Consider the following 20,935-nt stretch of genomic DNA (forward strand, 5'->3'; position numbering starts at 1 on the left):
TATGAACGACGGAGCGACCGCCGCGGGGCGGCGGGCCCCGTCGAACCAGCCGCCGCCCCAGGGCGACAGCCCCGTCGAGCGCGAGCTCCTGTGGTACGAGTTCGGCGCCGGCTGCGACGACCCCTCCCTGCCCTCCTGGACGTGGGCGGCGGAGCCGCCCACGGAGTCGCACACGGCTCCGCCCCCGCCCGCCTGTGTCCGCGACGCACGGCGCGCCCCGCTGCCCCGCGGCACCGCGGAGCTGCTCGGCGCCCTGCCGTTCCCGCACGGCCGGGCAGCCCTGTCCGACCCGGACGAGGCACTCGCCCGGGCGCTCGTCGCGAGCTTCGGAACGCAGTGGTACGAACCGGAGAACGTCTTCAACCCGCACCGCGGCTACGCCTCCCCCCGCTGCCTTTACCCCGTGCACGTCTTCGTCGACGACGGCGAGCGCTGGCACCTGCTCGAACCCGAACGGCACTCGCTCACCGCGCTCACCTCCGGCAGCCACCACGGACGGCAGCGGCGCATCGCACTGACCGGGAGGTACACGCGCGTCCCGCGCGCCTACAAATCGTTCCGCGGCTCTCTGGTGAACCTGGAACTGGGCATCACCCTGCGCTGTCTGGCGCTGGCGCTCGAACTGTTCGGGCTGTCGGGCCGGCTGGTGCTGCCGCACCGGGGTTCGACCGCTCTGCTGGACGAACTCGGGCTCACGCCCGCCTGGGAATGGTCGCTGCCCCTGGTGGTCGAGCTCGGGCCGCACCACGCCGCTCCCCGCCCTGACCTGCCGGAGCCGGTCCGAGCGGAACCCGAGGAGCCCGCGGACGACCCGGCACTGCGGCATCTGGTTCGGATGAACCGGGCCCATTCCTTCGACGAGCCCGCCGCTCCCGTGCCCCCGGCCGTGCCGGCGCGTCCACTGCCGACGCCCGGCGCGTGGTCCTGGGCCGAGCTGATGTGGCGGCGCAATTCCGGCCGTATGCCCCGCCGTCTGTACGGCATGAGCGGCCGGCGCACACGAATGCCCGTCGACTCCGTGCGGGACGCGATCCGCTGGCTCGGTGTACCACCACCCGGACGCAGTCTGTCGGCCGTTTCCGAACTGGTCACGCTCACCGCCGTGATCCAGGACGTGGAGGGCCTCGAGGACGGCGTCTACCGCGTGCGCGACGGCGAGGCGGTCCTGCTCCGCGCGGACCGGACCGCTGCCGCCCGGCTGGAGGCGGAGTACGAGTACAGCCTGACTCCGCAGGCCGGCTGCGACATCCGGAACGCCTCGGTGATCTGGTTCATGTCGGTCAAGCCGCGCACGATCTTCAGGTCCCTCGGACCCAGGGGGTGGAGTGCGGCGCAGTACTACTGCGGCTGGGCCCTGCACGGCCTGTGCCTGTCCACCACGGCGTACGGGATGTTCACCCGCCCGGTCCGTGCCTTCAAGGAGACACCGACGCGGCGCGTCCTCCAACTGGATCCGGACGAGATGATCGCGCTCTCCGCGGTGGCCGGTGCGCCGAGGTATCCGGTGCACGCCCAACTGGACATCAGAGTCTGAGAGGAAGAGCGTCTTGGCACAGCACACAGCACCCGACCGCCCCGGGCCCGGCGGTGACACGGCGGCCCGTACGCGGTGGAGCGCCTGGCATCTGCACCTGGCCTCCAACGAGCAGTCACTGCTCGACCGAGTGGTCAAGGACGTCATCGCGCCCACGGTCGGGGCGTTCGACGGCGCGCCGTGGTTCTTCATCCGCTACTGGCAGGGCGGCCCTCACCTCAGACTGCGCATGGGCGATCTGAGCCCCGCGGACTTCCACCGGGTGGAACGGCTGCTGCGGGAGCGGCTGGAGAGCGCCGGCCGGCCGGCCGCCGGCGAAGCCCTGGTGAGCGAGGCGGACTACCGGGCCCGGGCCCGCCTGCTCGCCCGGAACGAGTACGGCCCCGACGCGGACGTGCAGGCGCTGCACGCCCCGGGCGTCCACCGTGCCGTCTACGAGCCGGAGACCGACCGATACGGCGGCCCGGACCTGATGCCGCGCACGGAGAGGCTGTTCCAGCTGTCCAGCGAACTGGTGCCGGCCCTTCTGCCGCACGTGACGACTCCGCAGACGCGTTCCGCCCTCGCCCTGCGTGCCACGGTGTCCGCGGCCGCCGCCCTCGGCGACGAGGCGGAACAGGCCGCCTACTACGCAGGCAGCCTCGCGGGCTGGCGGGCCTGGGCGGCCGGGCTCGGTTCCACGGAGGAACAGCTGGACCGGCTCTGCCGCGTCACGCCGGGAACTCTCAAGCCGGTCGAGCCCACCCGGCACGGCCCGTTCGAGGCATGGCACGCGGCCCTGTGCGATCTGGTGGAGGCGATACGCACCACCACGCCGGCGGTCCCCGGGCGGATCCTCGTCTCGCACGTGCACATGTTCCACAACCGTCTGGGCCGGACGATCTTCGACGAACTGCGCACCTACGCCTGGCTGGCGCACCTCTTCCCCTCCCCGGCCACCGTTCACGGAGACCGGCCGTGACCGCACAGCCGCGCATCGCCGTGGTGGGAGCCGGTATCGGGGGGCTGACCCTGGCGGCGGCGCTCGCCCGGTCGGGCACCCGGTGCGAGGTGTTCGAACAGGCCGGCTCCATGGCGGAGATCGGAGCCGGGGTGCAGCTCGCCCCGAACGCCGCGCGACACCTGCAACGGCTCGGGCTCGGGCCCACGTTGCGGGAGCGCTGCGTGGCCATCGAGGAGATGCGGGTGTACGGCTGGGAAGGGGAACCGATCACTCACACTCCGTTCGGAGCCGCCTGCGAGCGGCTGTACGGGGCACCCCTGTACGCCGCTCACCGTGCGGACCTGCAGCAGGCCCTGCTGCGGCTGGTCGGACCGCGGCCGCTGCGGCTGGGGCAGCGGCTGCGAGCGGTCCTCCGGGACGGTGACGACCTGGTCCTCTCCTTCGAGGACGGGACCACGCACCGTGCGGACGTCGTGCTGGGGGCCGACGGCATTCGCTCCGTGGTCCGGAAGTCGCTGGTGCGCGACGCACCGGTGTTCTCCGGTCTCGGTGTCTTCCGGGGGCTCGTTCCGGCCGACCGGCTGCCCGCGCCCGCCCGGGAGCCGCTGATCAGGATGTGGCTGGGCCCGGGCCGGCATTTCGTGTGCTACCCCGTGGCGGGCGGCCGTCTGCTGAGCTTCGCCGCCATAGCTCCGCTCCTGCATGCGGGAGCGGAGTCCTGGTCGGCGGTCTGCGATCCCGCCGACCTGGTGTCCGCCTTCGAAGGATGGGGCGGCCTGGTGCCGGACATCGCCCGCGCCGCCGACCCGGTCCGCCGCTGGGCCCTGTACGACCGGCCGGAGCTGAGTACCTGGTCCACTGGTCGGCTCACGGTGCTCGGCGATGCCGCGCACCCGATGCTCCCCTTCATGGCGCAGGGCGCGAACCAGGCGGTCGAGGACGCGGTGGAACTGGCCTCACTGCTGGCGGGTGCCCGCCGCGAGGAGGTGCCCGAACTCCTGGTCAGGTACGAGAAGGCCCGCGCACCGCGTACGGCGGCCATCCAGCGGGGCTCACGAGGCCAGACGGAGACCATGCACCTGCCCGACGGCCTGCGGCAACGGGAAAGGGACCAGCTGATGCGCCGGGCCGCAGGCCTGACCGGACTTCGGGAACGAGCCTGGCTCTACGCCCACGAAGCCGGGGCACACGGTACGGCACGGACGGGAGGGGAAGCGTGCCCATGACGGCCGCGGTGCCGGATGCGTCCTGCACGGGCGGGAGGGGAAGCGTGCCATGACGGCCGTACGTGCCGGACGCGTCCTGCACGTACGGCCCCTGCTCCGAGCGGCTGCGGCCGCAGGCAGAGGGCGGGCACGTGCGTGTGTACCCACCCCCGGACTGTGTCTGCCCGTGGCCGTCATTCGGGCCGGGGGTCCCAGCGGAAGCGCCGGACGGCGACGACCGCGCCCAGGACGCCCCACACCGACAGCACCCCCAGTTCCTTCCATTCGTAGCCGCCGCCGTCCCTGAACAGGGCCATCAGGGCGTCGTTGAAGGGCTTGACAGGAAGCAGACCGGCGATGGTGTTCAGCATGCCGGCGTGGATCGGGAAGTAGCTGCCCGAGATGAACACCAGCGGAAACTGGATGAACTGCACCAGCGCCGGCGCGGCCTCGGCGCTCCTGACGAACGACGCGACGGCGACTCCGAGAGAACAGAAGCTCGCCGCGCCCAGAACCAGCGTCAGGACGATCGCCGCCCAGTGGGTGGGCAGCGCGACCCCGTACAGCTTCCCGACACCGAGAACCAGGAGGACGTCGACGAGACTGACCAGCACGCAGTGCGTCAACAGGCCGACGAAGTAGATCCAGGCCGGCAGGGGGGTCGCGCGCAGCCTCTTCAGCTCGCCGGACTGACGCCGCGTCGACAGCACGATGGCCAGCTGGCCGTAGCAGGCTCCGAGCACGGAGACGGCGGCGATCGACGGCGTGTAGTACTCCATGCCGGTCATGCCGAAGTAGAAGGCCTGCTTCCCGCCACCCCCGAAAGCCGCGCCGAAGACGACGACGACGACCACCGGCAGAAGGAACGTGAAGATCATGGCCTGCGGATTGCGCCAGAAGGACAGTTGCTCGTAGCGGATCTGATGGACCAGCAGACCCATCCGGCCACGGCCGGAGGAGGTGCCCTTCAGGCGCGTGCCGTCCGGCGACGTGTCCGCCGCGTCGAACGCGGACGGCAACGACGAAGCGGTCATGAACGGCTCCGAATCAGTCGATTCTTTCGTGTGGCGGCGGGCTTCGGGGACGGTTCGCGTTCGAAGGAACGGGTGATGTCGAGGTAGACGTCCTCCAGGGACGGCCGCTCCACGGTCAGTCGTCCGAGCGTCGCGCCGCGGCCCAGGGCCCAGCCGGTGAGCGCATGCAGCACGGCGGTCGGCTCCGGCACCTCGACGGTGACCAGGGTCCCCTCCACGGTGGCCGTACCGGTGGGGACCGGCAGATCCGAGACTTCCGTTCCCGGCGGCAGCTCGAAGCGAATCCGGGCGACGTCGCTGTCCCTTCCGCCGAGCGTGGCCGGCGTGCCGGACTCGACGATCTGACCGTCCGCGATGACGGCGACGCAGTCTGCCAGCGCCTGCACCTCGTCCATGTAGTGCGTGGTCAGCACGACGGTGGTGCCGGAATCACGCAGATCGCGTATCACCTGCCAGGTGCTGCGCCGGGCACTGGGGTCGAAGCCCGTGGTCGGCTCGTCGAGAAACAGCAGATCGGGGTCTCCGATCACCCCCAGGGCCAGATCCAGGCGGCGCTTCTGCCCTCCCGAGAGGTCCTTGACCCTGGCGCTCTGCTTGTCGCTCAGACCGACGAGGTCGACGACCCCGTCGACGTCGCGAGGAGTTCGGTAGTAACCCGCGTTGCGGGCGATCGTCTCGCGCACGGACAGGTACGGCTCGACGGCTATGTCCTGCAGGACCAGCCCCACCCGTTCGCGCAGCTGACGGGCCTCACCGGGCACACCGGGGTCGAGACCGAGCACCTCCACCCGGCCCTTGTCCCGGCCGCGGAAGCCCTCAAGGATCTCCAGTGTGGTCGTCTTGCCCGCGCCGTTGGGCCCGAGCAGGGCGAAAATGGCCCCTTCCGGCACGGTGAAGTCGATGCCGCGCAGCACCTCGCGGCTTCCGTACGCCTTCCACAGACCTTCCACGGCGACCGCAGTCACTCGTGGTCGTTCCACTTCGTTCATTCGCTCCTCCATGCCTGCTCCACCCGTCGGCCCGTGGGCACTTGGGGCATGCTCGACCCTAGGGCTCGGGCCGGTCGGCGAGGGGCTGCGCCGGGCGACCGGTGACGTGCGTCATGAAAGTGGCGACAGGTGTCAATCACCGTTCCTCATCCGGGGGACGGCTGCGCGGCTCGAGCATTCCGTCTACGGCGGCGACCGCGGGGATCACGGTGCTCGGCCCACTGCCCACTGCCCACGGTCGACTCCGATTCGCTCGAGCCATCCGATCACCACGACGCGCACGTCTCACCGGCTCGCGGAGCCGTGACCAGAGCTGATCGACGTGGCGGCATCACCGCCCTTCCTGAAAGTGATCTACATCCCTCTCATGGAGGGGCGCACTCTCCTTTCGGCTCGCCGCTCGGCAGGGCCGGCCCTGCGGTCCCGCTTGCCGGTCTGCATATGCTCATGCAGAATCCTCAGCTACTGAATAGGCGAGGGGGAGCACGTCATGAGCGTGACCGACAGCCCTGCCGCGCGGCTGCAGGCGCTCTTCGAGGGCCACCGGCTGACGCCGACCCAGCGGCGCATCGCGCACAGCATGGTGCGGCGCGCCGCCGACGTGCCGTTCCTGTCGAGCGTGGAGCTCGCGGAGCTGGCCGGGGTCAGCCAGCCGTCCGTCACCCGCTTCGCCGTCGCTCTCGGATTCGACGGTTACCCGGCCCTGCGCCGCCACCTGCGTGAGGTCGCCCCGGCCGAAACCGCCGCGGGGGCCCGGGACCGGAACGAGTACCAGCAGGCCGTCGAGGCCGAGATCGAGAACCTGCGACACCTGGCTCAGGCGCTGGCCGACCCCGGGCCCGTGCAGCGCGCGGGGCGCCTCCTCGCGGCCTCCCGGCCGCTCCCCGTCCTCGGACTGCGGGCGGCGGCGGCCCAGGCGCACGGCTTCGCCTACTTCGCCGCCAAGGTTCACCCCGACGTACGCCTCCTCAACGAGGGCGGCACGATGCTCCACGACCGCATCGACGCCGCCGTCCGGGCCGGCGCGAGCGCACTGCTCTGCTTCGCGCTGCCCCGGCACCCCCGCGAGGTCCTCGACACCCTCGCCTACGCCAAGGAGGAGGCCGGGCTGACCGTCGTCACGGTCGCCGACTCCGCCTTCGCTCCCGTCGCCAAGGTGTCCGACCTGCTGCTCCCCGCCGCCGTCGGCACCGGCCTCGCCTTCGACACGGCCTGCGCCCCGATGCTGCTCGGACGGGTCCTGCTGGAGGCCATCTGCGACGACCTGCCCGAGGCCCAGGCGCGCCTGGAGGAGTTCGACGCGAAGGCCGCCTCGCGGGGCCTGTTCGTCGACTGACGGCCCGTCCGGTGTCTTCTCGGACCCGTCTCCCGTTGCGTCGCTGACGTGGTTCTCCTACAACACTCTTCAGACACTTCGCATCCGGACGGAGGGCTGAACGTGAAGCGCGGAGGACAGGGGCTGGCCCGGGTGGCCGTCGTCGTACGGGCGGGGGCCGCCCCGCTGTGGTGGCTGGGCGTGTTCGCGGCCGGTATCGGATCGCTGGTCCCGGGACTGACCGGCCGCCGCATCGGCATTCTGGCCGGGTCGGCCGTGTTCGTCCTGGCCGTGGCGGTGGTCTCCTACGGCCGCCGCAAGCGCTATGCCACCCTGGCCGCCTCGGCGGCTCGCGCCGGCAAGCACGACGTGCTGCAGGACCGAGCGGTGACGACCCGCAACTGGCGCCGGGTCCACCGCCGGTGGCTCCTGCTCGCCTTCGCGGCGGCCCTGGGCTCCGCCTTCGCCGTACCGGCCGCGGGCGGCATGCTGCTGGCCGGCTGCGGAGCGGGCCTGTGGCTGAAGGCGGCGTGGCTGGGCCGGCGCGAGCAGGCCGACGCGGTGCTGCTCTGGGTCCGGGTCGACTGGCTGCGCTCGGGCTCGGGCGGTCCGGCCGGCAAGCCGGTCAGGTCCTACCGCAGCACGGGCATCGCGGCCGGTGACGCGGCTCCGGGCGGGGCACGAAGGAAATCACCGGCACTCGTGTGATCGGGCCGGAGTGGTCCTGCTCGGGGGCCCGGGGAACTGCGCGACCGGCCCCAACGGTCGCGCAGCCCGGCCGCACAAGCCCCTACGGCGATTCCGCGAGCGCGTCCACCTGCTCCCCACCGGACTCGGCCACGACCTCCTCCACGGTCTGCGCCCGCCGTACCACCGCGAAGCGCCCCTCCGGCCAGAACCCGTAAACCCCTGGCCGCACCAGCGAGTTGTACGCGTAGTGGTGCGCGAAGTAGTACGCCCCGGTGTCCAGCGCCGCCGCGTAGTCCCCCTGCTCCAGCAACGGCATGGACCGCCCCTCGGCCAGCAGGTCGCCCGCGAAACAGGCCGGCCCGGCAACGTCCTGCACCACGTCGGGCCCGCCCTTCGGCCGCCCCTTCGCGTCGTACGCCGCGATTCGCAACGGCCAGCTCCCCGGCGCGTAGACCGTCCGCGCGGCCACCTGCACCCCGGCGTGCGTGACCGCGACCGCCCGCCCGCCCGACGTTTTCGCGTACTCGACCCGCGCCACCACCGTCCCGTGCTTGGCCAGCAGTGACCGCCCGAACTCGGTGACCAGGCCGTACCGCCCGTCGAACAGTCCCGGCACCTCCTCGGCCAGCATCCGCGCGTACTGCGCGTACGTCGGCGTCGTCGCCTCCGACGCGAAGTTGACCGGCAGCCCGCCGCCGATGTCGAGCGTGTCGACCTGCCGCCGCCCGGCCCGCCGGTTGATCTCCTCCGCCAGCGCGTACGTCTCCGCCACGCCCCGCACCATCAGGGACAGCGGGATCCCCTGGGACCCGGTGTGCGCGTGCAGCCGGGTCAGCCACGGCCGGTCCAGGTATGCCTGCACGACCCACTCCCGGGCCCCCGCGTCGCGCAGCGCCACCCCGAACTTCGAGGTCGCCGTCGCCGTCGACAACGCCTCGATGGACCCCCCACCGACCTGCGGATTCACCCTCATCCCGAGCGGCGAGCGGCTGGTTCCCGTCCCCCTCAGGGCGTCGATGCGCGCCAGCTCCTGCGGGTTGTCCGCGTTGACGGCGATGCCCAGGGACAGTGCCTCACGCAGCTCGGCAGGTGTCTTCGCGGGCGAGTCCAGCACCGTCCTGTCCGGCGGCAGCCCGGCCGCCCGCGCCAGGGCCAGCTCGCCCGGGCTCGCGACCTCCGCGCCGATGCCCTCCTCGCGCAGCAGCCGCAGCACCGGCACCAGCGGGGTCGCCTTCACCGCGAAGGCGTGCAGTACGGGCGTGCCCGGTGCCGTCACCGCGTCGAACGCCGCCCTCAGCTCCGCCGCCGACTCCCGGATGCCGGTGACGTCCAGCAGCCCGACGATGGGGCTGTCGGGCCCGAGCAGCCCTTTCTCCACGGCGGCCCGCACCGCCTCGTCCCGCCGGGCCGCGCGCCCGGCACCGAAGTCGCCCGCCTCTTCTGTCTCGATGTGTGCGCCCATGCGTCCAGCCAAACATCCACGGCACGGCCGCGCCGAACCCCTCGACGTATTGACTAGCTCTATTCACAAGGTCAGGATGTGAATAGGAGTAGCAACATTCCGCCGGGAGCCCACCAGGAGGCAGACCATGTCAGGACCCCGTCCCGTCCGAGCGCCGCGCGGCACGGAACCGAGCGCCCTGGGATGGCAGCAGGAAGCCGCCCTGCGGATGCTGCAGAACAACCTCGACCCGGAGGTGGCCGAACACCCCGACAAGCTCGTCGTCTACGGCGGCACCGGCAAGGCCGCGCGCGACTGGCGCTCCTTCGACGCGATGGTGCGCACGCTCAAGGGGCTGAAGCAGGACGAGACCATGCTAATCCAGTCCGGCCGCCCGGTCGGTGTGATGCAGACCCACGAGTGGGCACCGCGCGTCCTCATCGCCAACTCCAACCTCGTCGGCGACTGGGCCAACTGGGAGGAGTTCCGCCGGCTCGAACAGCTGGGCCTGACGATGTACGGCCAGATGACCGCCGGCTCCTGGATCTACATCGGCACCCAGGGCATTCTCCAGGGCACCTACGAGACGTTCGCCGCCGTCGCCGCGAAGAAGTTCGGCGGAACGCTGGCGGGCACGATCACCCTGACCGCCGGTCTCGGCGGCATGGGCGGTGCCCAGCCGCTCGCCGTGACGATGAACGACGGTGTGGCCCTCTGCGTCGACTGCGACCCGCGGGCGATCGAGCGGCGCATCGAGCACCGGTACCTGGACGTGAAGGCCGACAGCCTGGACCACGCGCTCCGACTGGCGACCGAGGCGCGTGACGCCCGGCGCCCGCTGTCCATCGGCGTGCTCGGCAACGCGGCCGAGCTGGTCCCGCAGCTCCTCGCCATGGGCGCTCCCATCGACATCGTCACCGACCAGACCTCGGCGCACGACCCGCTGGCCTACCTGCCGCTGGGCGTGGACTTCGACGACATGGCCTCCTACGCCGCCAAGGACCCGGCCGGCTTCACCACCCGGGCCCGCGAGTCCATGGCACGGCACGTCGAGGCCATGGTCGGCTTCATGGACGCCGGCGCCGAGGTCTTCGACTACGGCAACTCCATCCGGGGTGAGGCGCGACTCGCCGGGTACGACCGGGCCTTCGCCTTCCCGGGCTTCGTCCCCGCCTACATCCGCCCCCTGTTCTGCGAGGGCAAGGGCCCGTTCCGCTGGGCCGCACTGTCCGGCGAGGCCTCCGACATCGCCAAGACCGACAAGGCGATCCTCGACCTCTTCCCCCAGAACGAGTCCCTCGCCCGCTGGATCCGCATGGCCGGGGAGCGGGTCCACTTCCAGGGGCTGCCCGCGCGGATCTGCTGGCTCGGATACGGGGAGCGGGACAAGGCAGGTGAGCGGTTCAACGACATGGTCGCGAGCGGGGAGCTGGCCGCGCCGGTCGTCATCGGCCGCGACCACCTCGACTGCGGGTCCGTCGCGTCGCCCTACCGGGAGACGGAGGCCATGCTCGACGGCTCCGACGCGATCGCCGACTGGCCGCTGCTGAACGCCATGGTGAATGTGGCGTCCGGGGCGTCCTGGGTCTCCCTCCACCACGGGGGCGGAGTCGGCATGGGGCGGTCGATCCACGCGGGGCAGGTGACGGTGGCCGACGGTACGAAGCTGGCCGGGGAGAAGATCCGCCGGGTTCTCACGAACGACCCGGGCATGGGCGTCATCCGGCACGTCGACGCCGGGTACGACATCGCGGAGTCGGTGGCGGGGGAGCGGGGCGTGCGGGTACCGATGCGTGAGGGGGACGACACGTGACTGCGCCGAACGGCAACCCCGCGGCGGGGGCTGATGCGTCGCCGCCGCCCGAGGGCCCGGCCGGGCCCACCCGTTCCACGATGCGGAACGCCCTCCCACGGCCCGGCGCCCCACGGCCCGGCGCCCCACGGCCCGGCGCCCCACAGCCTGTACCGGCCGACGCCGGTGACTCCTTCCTCCAGATGTGGCGCGACCTGCTCCCCCTCGGCCGTCACCCCGGCTCCGGGGGCTACCGCCGCTTCGCCTGGACCGGGCTCGATGCCGAATGCCGGGACTGGTTCGAGGGCCAGGCCCGGGCGCGCGGCCTCGGCTACGAGGTCGACCGGAACGGGAACCAGTGGGCCTGGCTCGGGGACCCGGCCCGGGGCGACGCCGTCGTCACGGGGTCGCATCTCGACTCCGTGCCGGACGGCGGCGCCTTCGACGGGCCCCTGGGAGTCGTGTCCGCCTTCGCCGCGCTGGACGAGCTGCGGAGCAGGGGCGTGTCGTTCGACCGGCCCCTCGGCATCGTGAACTTCGGGGACGAGGAGGGGGCCCGGTTCGGGCTAGCCTGTGTCGGGTCCCGGCTCACCGCCGGGCAGCTCAGCCGCGAGCAGGCGCACCGGCTCACCGACGGTGACGGCGTGACGCTGCCCCGGGCCATGGAGGCCGCGGGATACGACCCGGACGCCATCGGTCCCGACCCCGAACGGCTCGCCCGCATCGGTGCCTTCGTCGAGTTGCACGTCGAGCAGGGCCGGGCCCTGGACCTGTCCGGTGACCGGGTCGGCATCGCCAGCGCGATCTGGCCGCACGGCCGGTGGCGGTTCGACTTCGGGGGCGAGGCCAACCACGCCGGCACCACCCGGCTCGCCGACCGGCGCGATCCCATGCTGTCCTACGCCGAGACCGTCCTCGCCGCCCGCCGCGAGGCCGAACTGGCCGGGGCCGTCGCCACCTTCGGCAAGATTGCCGTGGAGCCGAACGGCGTCAACGCCATCCCCTCCCTGGTGCGCGGCTGGCTCGACTCGCGCGCCGCCGACCAGGAGAGCCTGGACGCCGTGGTCGCCGGCGTCGAGAAGGCGGCCGGGGAGTACGCCGCCGCCCACGGGGTCGACCTCGCCGTGGTCCGCGAGTCGTTCACCCCCGTCGTCGAGTTCGACCACGCCCTGCGCGACGAACTCGCCCGCATCCTCGGCCGGGACACCGACCTCGAGGTCCCCGTCCTGGGCACCGGTGCCGGACACGACGCCGGGATCCTGTCCGGGAGCATCCCGACCGCCATGCTGTTCGTGCGCAACCCCACCGGCGTCTCCCACTCCCCGTCCGAGTTCGCTGCCGAGGACGACTGTGTGGCCGGGGTACTCGCACTCGCCGACGTACTGGAAGGACTGGCGTGCAGGTGACCACAGCAGCCACGCGCACGTACTGGCTGGAGCACGCCTGGCTCGGCACCCTCCCCCAGGCTCTGGGCTCCGCTCGAGCAGAGGGGACCCCCATCGAGCCGGGCGTGGCCCTCGACGTCCGGGACGGCCGCATCTCCGCCGTCCGCCCGGACACCCCCGCCCCGCCCCCCGGCGCCGAGGTCCTGCGCGGGCTCACCCTCCCCGGCCTCGCCAACGCCCACAGCCACGCCTTCCACCGCGCCCTGCGCGGCACCGTCCAGGTCGGCTCCGGCAGCTTCTGGACCTGGCGCGAGGTCATGTACGCCACGGCCGCCCGGCTCACCCCGGACAGCTACCACGTTCTCGCCCGCGCCGTGTACGCCGAGATGGCCCTGGCCGGCATCACGGCCGTCGGCGAGTTCCACTACGTCCACCACGCCCCCGGCGGCACCCGCTACGCCGACCCCAACGCGATGGGCGAGGCCCTGATCGCGGCCGCCGCCGAAGCCGGGATCCGCATCACCCTCCTCGACACCGCCTACCTCTCCTCCGGCTTCGGGCAGCCGCCCACCGCCCCCCAGCTCCGCTTCTGCGACGGCACGGCCGAGAACTGGGCCGAACGCTGTTCGGTTCTCAAAGAACGGGACCACGCGCGGATCGGAGCGGCCGTCCACTCCGTGCGGGCCGTGCCCGCGGACCAGCTGGCGACCGTCGCCCGGTGGGCCGAGGAGCGGCGGGCCCCGCTCCATGTGCACCTGTCCGAGCAGACCGCCGAGAACGACGCCTGCCGGGAAGCCCACGGCCGCACCCCCGCCCGGCTGCTCGCCGACCACGGCGTGCTCGGGCCGCGCACCACGGGCGTCCACAACACGCACCTCACCGACGAGGACATCGCCCTGCTCGGCGGCTCCGGCACCGGCACCTGCATGTGCCCGACCACCGAGCGCGATCTGGCCGACGGCATCGGGCCCGCCGTCGCCCTGCAGCAGGCGGGCTCGCCGCTGTCCCTCGGCTCCGACAGCCACGCCGTGATCGACCTGCTCGAAGAGGCACGGGCCATGGAGCTGAACGAGCGGCTGCGCACCCGCACACGAGGTCACTGGACGGCTGCGGCCCTCCTGCGGGCGGCCTCGGCCGACGGCCACGCGGCCCTCGGCTGGGACGACGCGGGTGCCCTGGAGCCCGGCGCGCTCGCCGACTTCACGACGATCGCCCTCGACTCGGTCAGGACGGCAGGGCCGCTTCCGCGGCTCGGGGCCGAGACGGCCGTATTCGCCGCGTCGGCAGCGGACGTGTCGCATACGGTCGTGGGAGGCCGGCACGTCGTACGGGACGGGGTGCACACGCTCGTACCGGATGTGCCGCGAGCCCTCGCGGACGCCGTCGCAGCCCTGCGCGGATGATCCCGGGCCGCCCCTCAGGGGCGGCTCCCGAACCCCACCCCACCGCCGACCAGGCCAGCAAGGACGCCATGAGCAACGCGACGACCGTCAGCCCCGCCCACTCAGCGAGCACCGCAAGCACGCTCATCACCAACATCGCCGCCCTGGTCACCAACGACCCCTCCCTCGGTGACAATTCCCCCCTCGGACTGATCCAGGACGCGGCCGTCGTCATCGAAGGCGACCGCATCGCGTGGACCGGTGATCACAGCAAAGCACCCGCCACTGACAACCGGGTCGACGCCGGCGGCCGGGCGGTCCTCCCCGGCTTCGTCGACTCCCACTCCCACCTCGTCTTCGCGGGCGACCGGACACAGGAGTTCAACGCCCGGATGTCGGGGCGCCCGTACAGCGCGGGCGGAATCCGCACGACGGTCGCGGCCACCCGCGCCGCGAGCGACGAGGAACTCGAAGCCAACGTCACCCGCTACCTCGCCGAGGCCCTCCGCCAGGGCACCACCACGTTCGAGACGAAGTCCGGCTACGGCCTCACCGCCCACGACGAGTCCCGCGCCCTGCGCGTCGCCGCCCGCCACACCGACGAGGTCACCTACCTCGGCGCCCACATCGTCGCCCCCGAGTTCGCCGAGGACCCGGCCGGCTACGTCGCCCTCGTCACCGGCGAGATGCTCGACGCCTGCGCGCCCCACGCCCGCTGGGTCGACGTCTTCTGCGAGCAGGGCGCCTTCGACGGCGACCAGGCCCGCGCGATCCTCACCGCGGGCAAGGCGCGGGGCCTGCACCCCCGCGTCCACGCAAACCAGCTCACCTACGGCCCGGGCGTGCAGATCGCCGTCGAACTCGACGCGGCCAGCGCCGACCACTGCACGCACCTGACGGAGGAGGACGTCGACGCCCTGGCGAACAGCCGTACGGTCGCCACGCTCCTGCCCGGCGCCGAGTTCTCCACCCGCGCCGAGTGGCCGAATGCCCGCCGCCTCCTCGACGCGGGCGTCACCGTGGCCCTTTCCACCGACTGCAACCCGGGCTCGTCCTTCACCTCCTCCGTCCCGTTCTGCGTCGCGCTCGCCGTACGGGACATGGGCATGACCCCGGACGAGGCCGTCTGGTCGGCCACGGCGGGCGGCGCCGCGGCCCTCCGGCGCACCGACATCGGCCGCCTCACCCCGGGCGCGTACGCCGACCTCACGCTTCTCGACGCACCGAGCCACGTCCACCTGGCCTACCGGCCGGGTGTCCCGCTGGTCACCGGAGTCTGGCGGCGCGGCGAGCGGGTGCTCTGACCGACGAAGGGAGGACGTGACCGACAACCCGCGCAGCATGAGCGGCATATCGAGACGGGTCGTGGTGAAGGGGGCCGTGTGCGCTGCTCATCTGCATCGACCGCGGCCCGGACGACGCGTCGATCCGTGAGCTCGCCGACCGGCTGCGGGTGAAGGAGCAGCGGGCGAACCGAGGCCCGCGGGAGAACCGCCCGGGGGGCGGACCGTTCGGTCCGCCCCCGAAGGACAGCGTCACCCGGTACAGCGTCGTCGAGCGAGGATCACTCCTCGACGGTCAGCCCCTTGCGCAGCCGTACCAGCGTCCGCGACAGCAGACGCGAGACGTGCATCTGCGAGATGCCGAGTTCTTCGCCGATCTCCGACTGGGTCATGCCCGCGACGAACCGCAGGGACAGGATCTTGCGGTCACGCTGCGGCAGTTCTGCTATCAGCGGCTTCAACGACTCGACGTACTCGATGCCTTCGAGCCCGTGGTCCTCGTAGCCGATGCGGTCCGCGAGCGCGCCCTCGGAGTCGTCCTCCTCCGGCTGGGCGTCCAGCGAGGAGGCGGTGTAGGCGTTCGACGCCGCCATGCCCTCGACGACCTCTTCCCTGGAGAGGTTGAGGCGCTCGGCCAGTTCGGACACCGTCGGGGCGCGGTCCAGCTTCTGCGCCAGCTCGTCACCGGCCTTGGCCAGGTCGAGCCGCAGCTCCTGGAGCCGCCGCGGAACGCGCACGGACCACGAGGTGTCGCGGAAGAAGCGCTTGATCTCGCCGATGATGGTCGGCATCGCGAACGTGGGGAACTCGACACCGCGCGACATCTCGAAGCGGTCGATCGCCTTGATCAGGCCGACGGTGCCGACCTGGATGATGTCCTCCATCGGCTCGCTGCGGGAGCGGAAACGGGACGCGGCGAACTTGACCAGCGCGAGGTTCAGTTCGACGAGCGTGTTGCGGACGTACGAGTACTCGTGGGTCCCTTCCTCCAGCGACTCGAGGCGCTCGAAGAGGGTCTTGGACAGGGCCCGTGCGTCGACCGCGTCGACTTCCTCGTACGGGGGGATGTCCGGAAGTCCGGCGAGAAGGTCGTCCTGTGTGACGAGCATCTCGTTCTGCTCGATGGGATCCAGATGTTCCGGAGGGGGTGTCGACGTCGCTTTGTGGGTACGCGATGCGTCGAGCCGGGGTGACATGATGTCCTCCATCGTTCTCGGCATTTGGCTGCCGGGGCCAGTACGTGCACTGCGGTGTGCGGCGCCTCCAAAGCCGGCCGTGTCGGGTGCGTGTCCTTACTAGGCCTACCCGCTTTCCTGAGCCCACCGCAAGTGCGCTCTGTAGGCATATGTCCGTTTCTGTGTAGTTGTTCGGGTGTCGAAGCGCGGCGGGAAGGCGTAGTGTTCGAGGGCGTCAGCAAGCAGCCACGACGTCGGGAGAGAGAGACGGCATGGACCGCGGGACGGTCGGCAGCGCACAGTCTGGCCGGCTTCTGGTGGAGGTGCGGGAAGAGGGCTCTAGTGCCGTCGTGACCCCGGCGGGTGAGTTGGATCACCACACCGCCGATCTGTTGCGTGAGCCACTCGAGGACTGCCTCGCCAAGGGATTCAAGCGCCTGGTCATCGACTGCGCGCGCCTGGAGTTCTGCGACTCCACGGGGCTCAACGTGCTCCTCGGCGCGCGGTTGAAGGCGGAGGCCGCCGGTGGCGGTGTCGCGCTCGTCGGAATGCAGCCGGTGGTGGCGCGCGTGTTCGAGATCACGGGGGCGGATGCGGTCTTCAGTGTTCACGACACGCTAGAGGCGGCTCTGGCCGAAGAGTCGGGCTGAGCGCCGGTGCGTGCGTGCGCTGAGCCCCGGCTGTCCCCCTGTGACCGGCGTTCTGCGCCCGTCACGAGCTTCGTGCCGAATACATGGGTGTTCCGCGGGTCCGCCCGGGCAGGAGACATCCTGAACCTGTCGGCCACCGGGGTGGCGGCCGCGCCGCGCAACCGGCGTGCCGAGCACCGCGTGATTGACGGTGTACTGAATTTTTTGAATTCTGAACTGGTGAATCGGTGAGGTGAAGCGCTGATGAGCACCACCCGGCCTTACCCGCCGGGCGACCGCGGGCCGGAGCCCAGCGGCGCTTCCGGCGCGTCTGAGGGTGGCGTACCGGCGACCGGCCCGTCCGGCGAGGGCGTGGTCGCGCCGTCCGGAGCCGTGGCGCCGCCGGGGGGCGGCCGGCAGGTGCGTCGGCTGAGCTTCGAGGGCGAGAGCGGTGTCGTCCCGCTCGCCCGCGACTTCACCCGCCAGGCGCTGTACGCGTGGGGCTGGCTGCCGGCCGACTCCGCCGACCAGCGGGCCGCCGCGGAGGATGTCCTGCTCGTCGTGTCCGAGCTGGTCACCAACGCCTGCCTGCACGCCGAGGGGCCGGACCAACTGTGGATCACCTGCGACAACAAGGTGATCCGAATCGAGGTCGCCGACCGGGGCACGGGCCAGCCGGCACCGCGTACGCCCCACCGGGCCGGGCGCCCGGGCGGTCACGGCATGTTCATCGTCCAGCGGCTGTGCCTGGACTGGGGCGTGGTGCGCACACCGGGGGTCGCGGGCAAGACGGTGTGGGCGGAACTGGGCGCGCCTGCCTGATGTCGAGGGTGTGCGGGGCGCCTCCGGGTGTCCCCGGCCCGCCGGTGCCCGGCATCGCCTTCTCCTCCCGGCTCCCGGGCCTTCGCTGGGCCGTTCGGGTGACCGAAACCCTGGAACGCTCCAGCCCGGCTTTCCGAACCTGAGCCACCTGACTCGCGGGAGGGCTCCTCACCGGCGCCGCTTCGGCACCCGGCCCGGCCGGCCGTCGCCGTGAAACCCCCGCCGTACCTTCCCTCCTGCCTCACTCACCGCCCGCCGGATCGTCACAGGACCGGCCCGCACTGTGTCTTCCTTCCTCAACGCCCCGGGCGTACCCCGACGGCTCGATCTGATACTCCGTCAGGAAGGGGAGTGGACCGTGTCGTCGTACCGGAATCGAACCGCCGCGCTCGCGTCCGCCCCGGCCCTGGCCGGCTCGGCGGTGTGGATGGCCGCCTTTGCGGCCCGGGCCGAGGTCGTCGACGTCAAACCTGCCGCCGGCCGGCCCCGGCCCCGCCCTGGTTCGCCCCGGAAGCCGACCCGCCGAGACCGCCGAAGACGTGAGGGCATGAGGAAGGGCCGCCGCACCACAGGGGTGCGACGGCCCTTCCCAGGGGTCCGACAGGGTCAGCGGACGTCGCCCATGAGCCCCTTGACCTTCTTGCGGAACATGTACACCGCGAACCCGGCGACCACGGCCAGCGCCGCCTCCAGCGCCACGAAGTTCGTCCGGTCCAGGTTGACGCCGCCCACGGCCGGGTTGGACAGCAGCGCGGTGACGGAGTCGCCCGCGGTGACCGCGAGGAACCACACGCCCATCATCTGCGAGGCGTACTTCGCCGGCGCCATCTTCGTCGTCACGGACAGACCCACCGGCGACAGCGTCAGTTCACCCACGGTCTGGACGAAGTAGATCGCGACCAGCCACATCGCGGCGGCCTTGTGACCGCCCTCCGCGAGGGACAGCGGAGCGAGGAAGAGGAAGAAGGAGGCACCCACGAACACCAGGCCGGAGGCGAACTTCACGATGGTGCTCGGCTCCTTGCCGCGCCGGTTCAGCCACAGCCACAGCCAGGCGAAGACGGGCGCCAGGGCCATGATCAGGACCGGGTTGACCGACTGGTACCAGGAGACCGGGAACTCCCAGCCGAAGATCGTGTTGTCGGCCTTCTCGCTGGCGAACAGCGACAGGGTCGAGCCGCCCTGGTCGTAGATCATCCAGAACACGGCGGCGGCGACGAAGAACCAGACGTACGCCGACACCTTCGAGCGCTCGCCGGAGTCCAGGTCCTTGTCGCGCAGGATGCGGGTGATGACCATGATCGGCACGATCAGGCCGAGGAGCGTGAGGGGGATCAGCGCCCAGTTCAGGGTGAAGTGGCCGGTGCCGCCGACCAGACCGTAGAACACCACGGCGACGGCCAGCCAGATCAGGCCCTTGCGCAGGGTGGACGCCTTCTCGGCGGGCGACAGCGGGGTCGGGACCTCGCTGCTCCGGGCGTTCAGGTGGCGGCTGCCGAGCAGGAACTGTACGAGGCCCAGCGCCATGCCGAGCGCGGCCAGCGCGAAGCCCAGGTGCCAGTCGACGTTCTCACCGACGGTGCCGATGACCAGCGGCGCGACGAAGGCGCCGAGGTTGATGCCGATGTAGAAGACGGTGAAGCCGCCGTCCCGGCGCGGGTCCTCCGGGCCGTCGTAGAGGTGGCCGACCATCGTGGAGATGTTGGCCTTCAGCAGACCGGAACCGATGGCGACCAGGCCCAGGCCGACGTAGAAGCTGGCGGCCGCGGGCAGCGCCAGGCACAGGTGGCCGAGCATGATGACCAGGCCGGCGACGGCGACCGTCTTGCGGGGGCCGAGCACACGGTCGGCGAACCAGCCGCCGGGCAGGGTGAGCAGGTACACCAGCGACAGGTACACGGAGTAGATCGCCGTCGCCGTGCCCGCGCTCAGGTGCAGGCCACCCGGGGCCACCAGGTACAGCGGGAGCAGGGCCCTCATGCCGTAGTAGGAGAACCGCTCCCACATCTCGGTCATGAACAGAGTGGCCAGTCCGCGGGGGTGGCCGAAGAAGGTCTTCTCGGAGCCGGGGGTGCCCGGACGGGCCGAGTCCTTCGTCAGGCTGGACGCCATGGTCGTTCCTTGCTGCTCGGGACGCGCCCCGCGGCAGCGGTGGTGCGCCCGGTGGGGGCTGCCGGCACCGGTGCGTACGGCCGTCCGCCCGACGCCTACGGGGTCCGCTCCGGGTCACGGAACGGTGGGCGGCCGCCACCGGGATCCACGCCTCTACGCGCGTCGCCGCACGACGAGGCCCGGCCACAGGTCGTGTCACGTCGGGGCCGGCGAAAAACCGGCCCACACACAAAAGAGACCTTCAGGGCAAAAGGCCTCCGAAGGTCGCCGTGGTGCTACAGGCGTTGAATCACCATACGGCAGGACACCGACGCATATGGAAGGCCTTGAGAGGCGAATCACAGGTTTCTGGGGAACCGTACCCCGGGTTTCCATGATCCTTACTAGGATCGCACCCCATAGGCAGAGGTTCGTGCGGGTTCCCGCCAAAGGTGAGAAGCGGGTATGCGCCTGGTAAGAATCTGGGCTTCCGGTCACACCCCAGCTCAGGGCCTCGCAGGTCTACCATCACCTCATGACCCGAGTACTGCTCGCCGAGGACGACGCGTCCATCTCGGAGCCGCTGGCCCGTGCTCTGCGCCGGGAGGGCTACGAGGTCGAGGTGCGTGAGGACGGACCCACCGCTCTCGACGCCGGAATGCAGGGCGGCGTCGACCTGGTCGTGCTCGACCTGGGTCTGCCCGGCATGGACGGTCTGGAGGTGGCCCGCCGCCTGCGTGGCGAAGGCCACAGCATCCCGATCCTCATCCTGACCGCGCGCGCCGACGAGGTGGACACCGTCGTAGGGCTCGACGCGGGCGCCGACGACTACGTCACCAAGCCGTTCCGGCTCGCCGAGCTGCTGGCGCGCGTCCGGGCACTGCTGCGGCGCGGCGCCGCCGAGCCGCAGCAGCCGCCCGCCACGCACGGCGTGCGCATCGACGTCGAATCGCACCGCGCCTGGATGGGCGAGGACGAGCTCCAGCTCACCGCGAAGGAGTTCGACCTGCTGCGGGTGCTGGTGCGCGACGCGGGCCGGGTCGTCACCCGCGACCAGCTGATGCGCGAGGTCTGGGACACCACGTGGTGGTCGTCGACCAAGACGCTCGACATGCACATCTCCTGGCTGCGCAAGAAGCTCGGCGACGACGCCGCCAACCCCCGCTACATCGCCACCGTGCGCGGTGTGGGTTTCCGTTTCGAGAAGAGCTGAGCCGCGAGGCAG

Annotated in this window: 17 protein-coding genes; 12 read left to right on the top strand and 5 right to left on the bottom strand. The window is 71.7% G+C overall.

Annotation, left to right across the window (positions count from 1 at the left end):
* Position 1: 1 nt before the first annotated feature.
* Genes ACWD1U_RS27755 through ACWD1U_RS27765 form a run of 3 tightly spaced genes read left to right on the top strand, consistent with a single transcriptional unit; the run spans position 2 to position 3,703 of the window.
* The gene (locus ACWD1U_RS27755) at positions 2-1,534 is read left to right on the top strand and encodes a hypothetical protein (protein WP_451111528.1); all 1,533 of its coding nucleotides are present in this window, start codon (positions 2-4) and stop codon (positions 1,532-1,534) included.
* Between the two features lie 13 nt (positions 1,535-1,547).
* Positions 1,548-2,495: a thiopeptide-type bacteriocin biosynthesis protein gene (locus tag ACWD1U_RS27760; RefSeq protein ID WP_451111529.1), complete on the top strand. Its 948-nt coding sequence runs from the start codon at positions 1,548-1,550 to the stop codon at positions 2,493-2,495.
* Positions 2,492-3,703, top strand: coding sequence for an FAD-dependent monooxygenase (locus ACWD1U_RS27765; RefSeq protein WP_451111531.1), 1,212 nt, complete (start codon positions 2,492-2,494; stop codon positions 3,701-3,703). The genes ACWD1U_RS27760 and ACWD1U_RS27765 overlap by 4 nt, the downstream gene beginning before the upstream one ends.
* Before the next feature lie 173 nt (positions 3,704-3,876).
* On the opposite strand, the gene ACWD1U_RS27770 is transcribed toward ACWD1U_RS27765, so the two are convergent.
* Together ACWD1U_RS27770 and ACWD1U_RS27775 are read right to left on the bottom strand one after the other, a co-directional pair.
* Positions 3,877-4,623 (bottom strand): ABC transporter permease, encoded by a 747-nt coding sequence (locus ACWD1U_RS27770; protein ID WP_451111630.1) that lies wholly within the window; start codon positions 4,621-4,623, stop codon positions 3,877-3,879.
* Between the two features lie 89 nt (positions 4,624-4,712).
* Positions 4,713-5,705, bottom strand: a complete 993-nt coding sequence (locus ACWD1U_RS27775; protein WP_451111533.1) for an ABC transporter ATP-binding protein — start codon at positions 5,703-5,705, stop codon at positions 4,713-4,715.
* Positions 5,706-6,195: 490 nt separating this feature from the next.
* Between ACWD1U_RS27775 and ACWD1U_RS27780 the strand changes: the two genes are divergently transcribed.
* Together ACWD1U_RS27780 and ACWD1U_RS27785 are read left to right on the top strand one after the other, a co-directional pair.
* On the top strand, positions 6,196-7,041 hold the full coding sequence (locus tag ACWD1U_RS27780) for a MurR/RpiR family transcriptional regulator (protein ID WP_451111534.1): 846 nt from the start codon (positions 6,196-6,198) through the stop codon (positions 7,039-7,041).
* A gap of 102 nt (positions 7,042-7,143) precedes the next feature.
* Positions 7,144-7,728, top strand: a complete 585-nt coding sequence (locus tag ACWD1U_RS27785; RefSeq protein ID WP_451111535.1) for a hypothetical protein — start codon at positions 7,144-7,146, stop codon at positions 7,726-7,728.
* Positions 7,729-7,810: 82 nt separating this feature from the next.
* Here the strand turns inward: ACWD1U_RS27785 and ACWD1U_RS27790 are convergent, their stop codons facing one another.
* The gene (locus ACWD1U_RS27790; protein ID WP_451111536.1) at positions 7,811-9,172 is read right to left on the bottom strand and encodes a diaminopimelate decarboxylase; all 1,362 of its coding nucleotides are present in this window, start codon (positions 9,170-9,172) and stop codon (positions 7,811-7,813) included.
* 127 nt (positions 9,173-9,299) lie between these two features.
* Here ACWD1U_RS27790 and hutU point away from each other — a divergent pair, with 127 nt between their 5' ends.
* The 4 genes from hutU to hutI all read left to right on the top strand — a co-directional run bounded on the left by hutU (position 9,300) and on the right by hutI (position 15,014).
* On the top strand, positions 9,300-10,964 hold the full coding sequence (gene hutU / locus ACWD1U_RS27795; protein ID WP_451111538.1) for a urocanate hydratase: 1,665 nt from the start codon (positions 9,300-9,302) through the stop codon (positions 10,962-10,964).
* A 182-nt stretch (positions 10,965-11,146) separates the two neighbouring features.
* The gene (locus tag ACWD1U_RS27800) at positions 11,147-12,349 is read left to right on the top strand and encodes an allantoate amidohydrolase (RefSeq protein ID WP_451111632.1); all 1,203 of its coding nucleotides are present in this window, start codon (positions 11,147-11,149) and stop codon (positions 12,347-12,349) included.
* The gene (locus tag ACWD1U_RS27805; protein WP_451111539.1) at positions 12,340-13,731 is read left to right on the top strand and encodes a formimidoylglutamate deiminase; all 1,392 of its coding nucleotides are present in this window, start codon (positions 12,340-12,342) and stop codon (positions 13,729-13,731) included. Before ACWD1U_RS27800 ends, ACWD1U_RS27805 begins: the two co-directional genes overlap by 10 nt.
* Positions 13,728-15,014: an imidazolonepropionase gene (gene hutI / locus ACWD1U_RS27810; protein WP_451111540.1), complete on the top strand. Its 1,287-nt coding sequence runs from the start codon at positions 13,728-13,730 to the stop codon at positions 15,012-15,014. Before ACWD1U_RS27805 ends, hutI begins: the two co-directional genes overlap by 4 nt.
* A 260-nt stretch (positions 15,015-15,274) precedes the next feature.
* Here the strand turns inward: hutI and ACWD1U_RS27815 are convergent, their stop codons facing one another.
* The gene (locus ACWD1U_RS27815) at positions 15,275-16,201 is read right to left on the bottom strand and encodes an RNA polymerase sigma factor SigF (RefSeq protein ID WP_451111542.1); all 927 of its coding nucleotides are present in this window, start codon (positions 16,199-16,201) and stop codon (positions 15,275-15,277) included.
* A 239-nt stretch (positions 16,202-16,440) separates the two neighbouring features.
* Between ACWD1U_RS27815 and ACWD1U_RS27820 the strand changes: the two genes are divergently transcribed.
* Together ACWD1U_RS27820 and ACWD1U_RS27825 are read left to right on the top strand one after the other, a co-directional pair.
* The gene (locus ACWD1U_RS27820) at positions 16,441-16,818 is read left to right on the top strand and encodes an STAS domain-containing protein (RefSeq protein WP_451111543.1); all 378 of its coding nucleotides are present in this window, start codon (positions 16,441-16,443) and stop codon (positions 16,816-16,818) included.
* Positions 16,819-17,061: 243 nt separating this feature from the next.
* Entirely contained in the window at positions 17,062-17,619 is a 558-nt protein-coding gene (locus tag ACWD1U_RS27825; RefSeq protein ID WP_451111544.1) for an ATP-binding protein, read from the top strand.
* Positions 17,620-18,225: 606 nt separating this feature from the next.
* On the opposite strand, the gene ACWD1U_RS27830 is transcribed toward ACWD1U_RS27825, so the two are convergent.
* A complete protein-coding gene (locus tag ACWD1U_RS27830) occupies positions 18,226-19,731 on the bottom strand; it encodes a peptide MFS transporter (protein ID WP_451111545.1) in 1,506 nt (501 codons plus the stop codon).
* Positions 19,732-20,245: 514 nt separating this feature from the next.
* Here ACWD1U_RS27830 and ACWD1U_RS27835 point away from each other — a divergent pair.
* Positions 20,246-20,923: a response regulator transcription factor gene (locus ACWD1U_RS27835; protein ID WP_451111547.1), complete on the top strand. Its 678-nt coding sequence runs from the start codon at positions 20,246-20,248 to the stop codon at positions 20,921-20,923.
* Positions 20,924-20,935 lie beyond the last annotated feature (12 nt).

The sequence above is a fragment of the Streptomyces sp. NPDC002788 genome, from assembly GCF_053592115.1.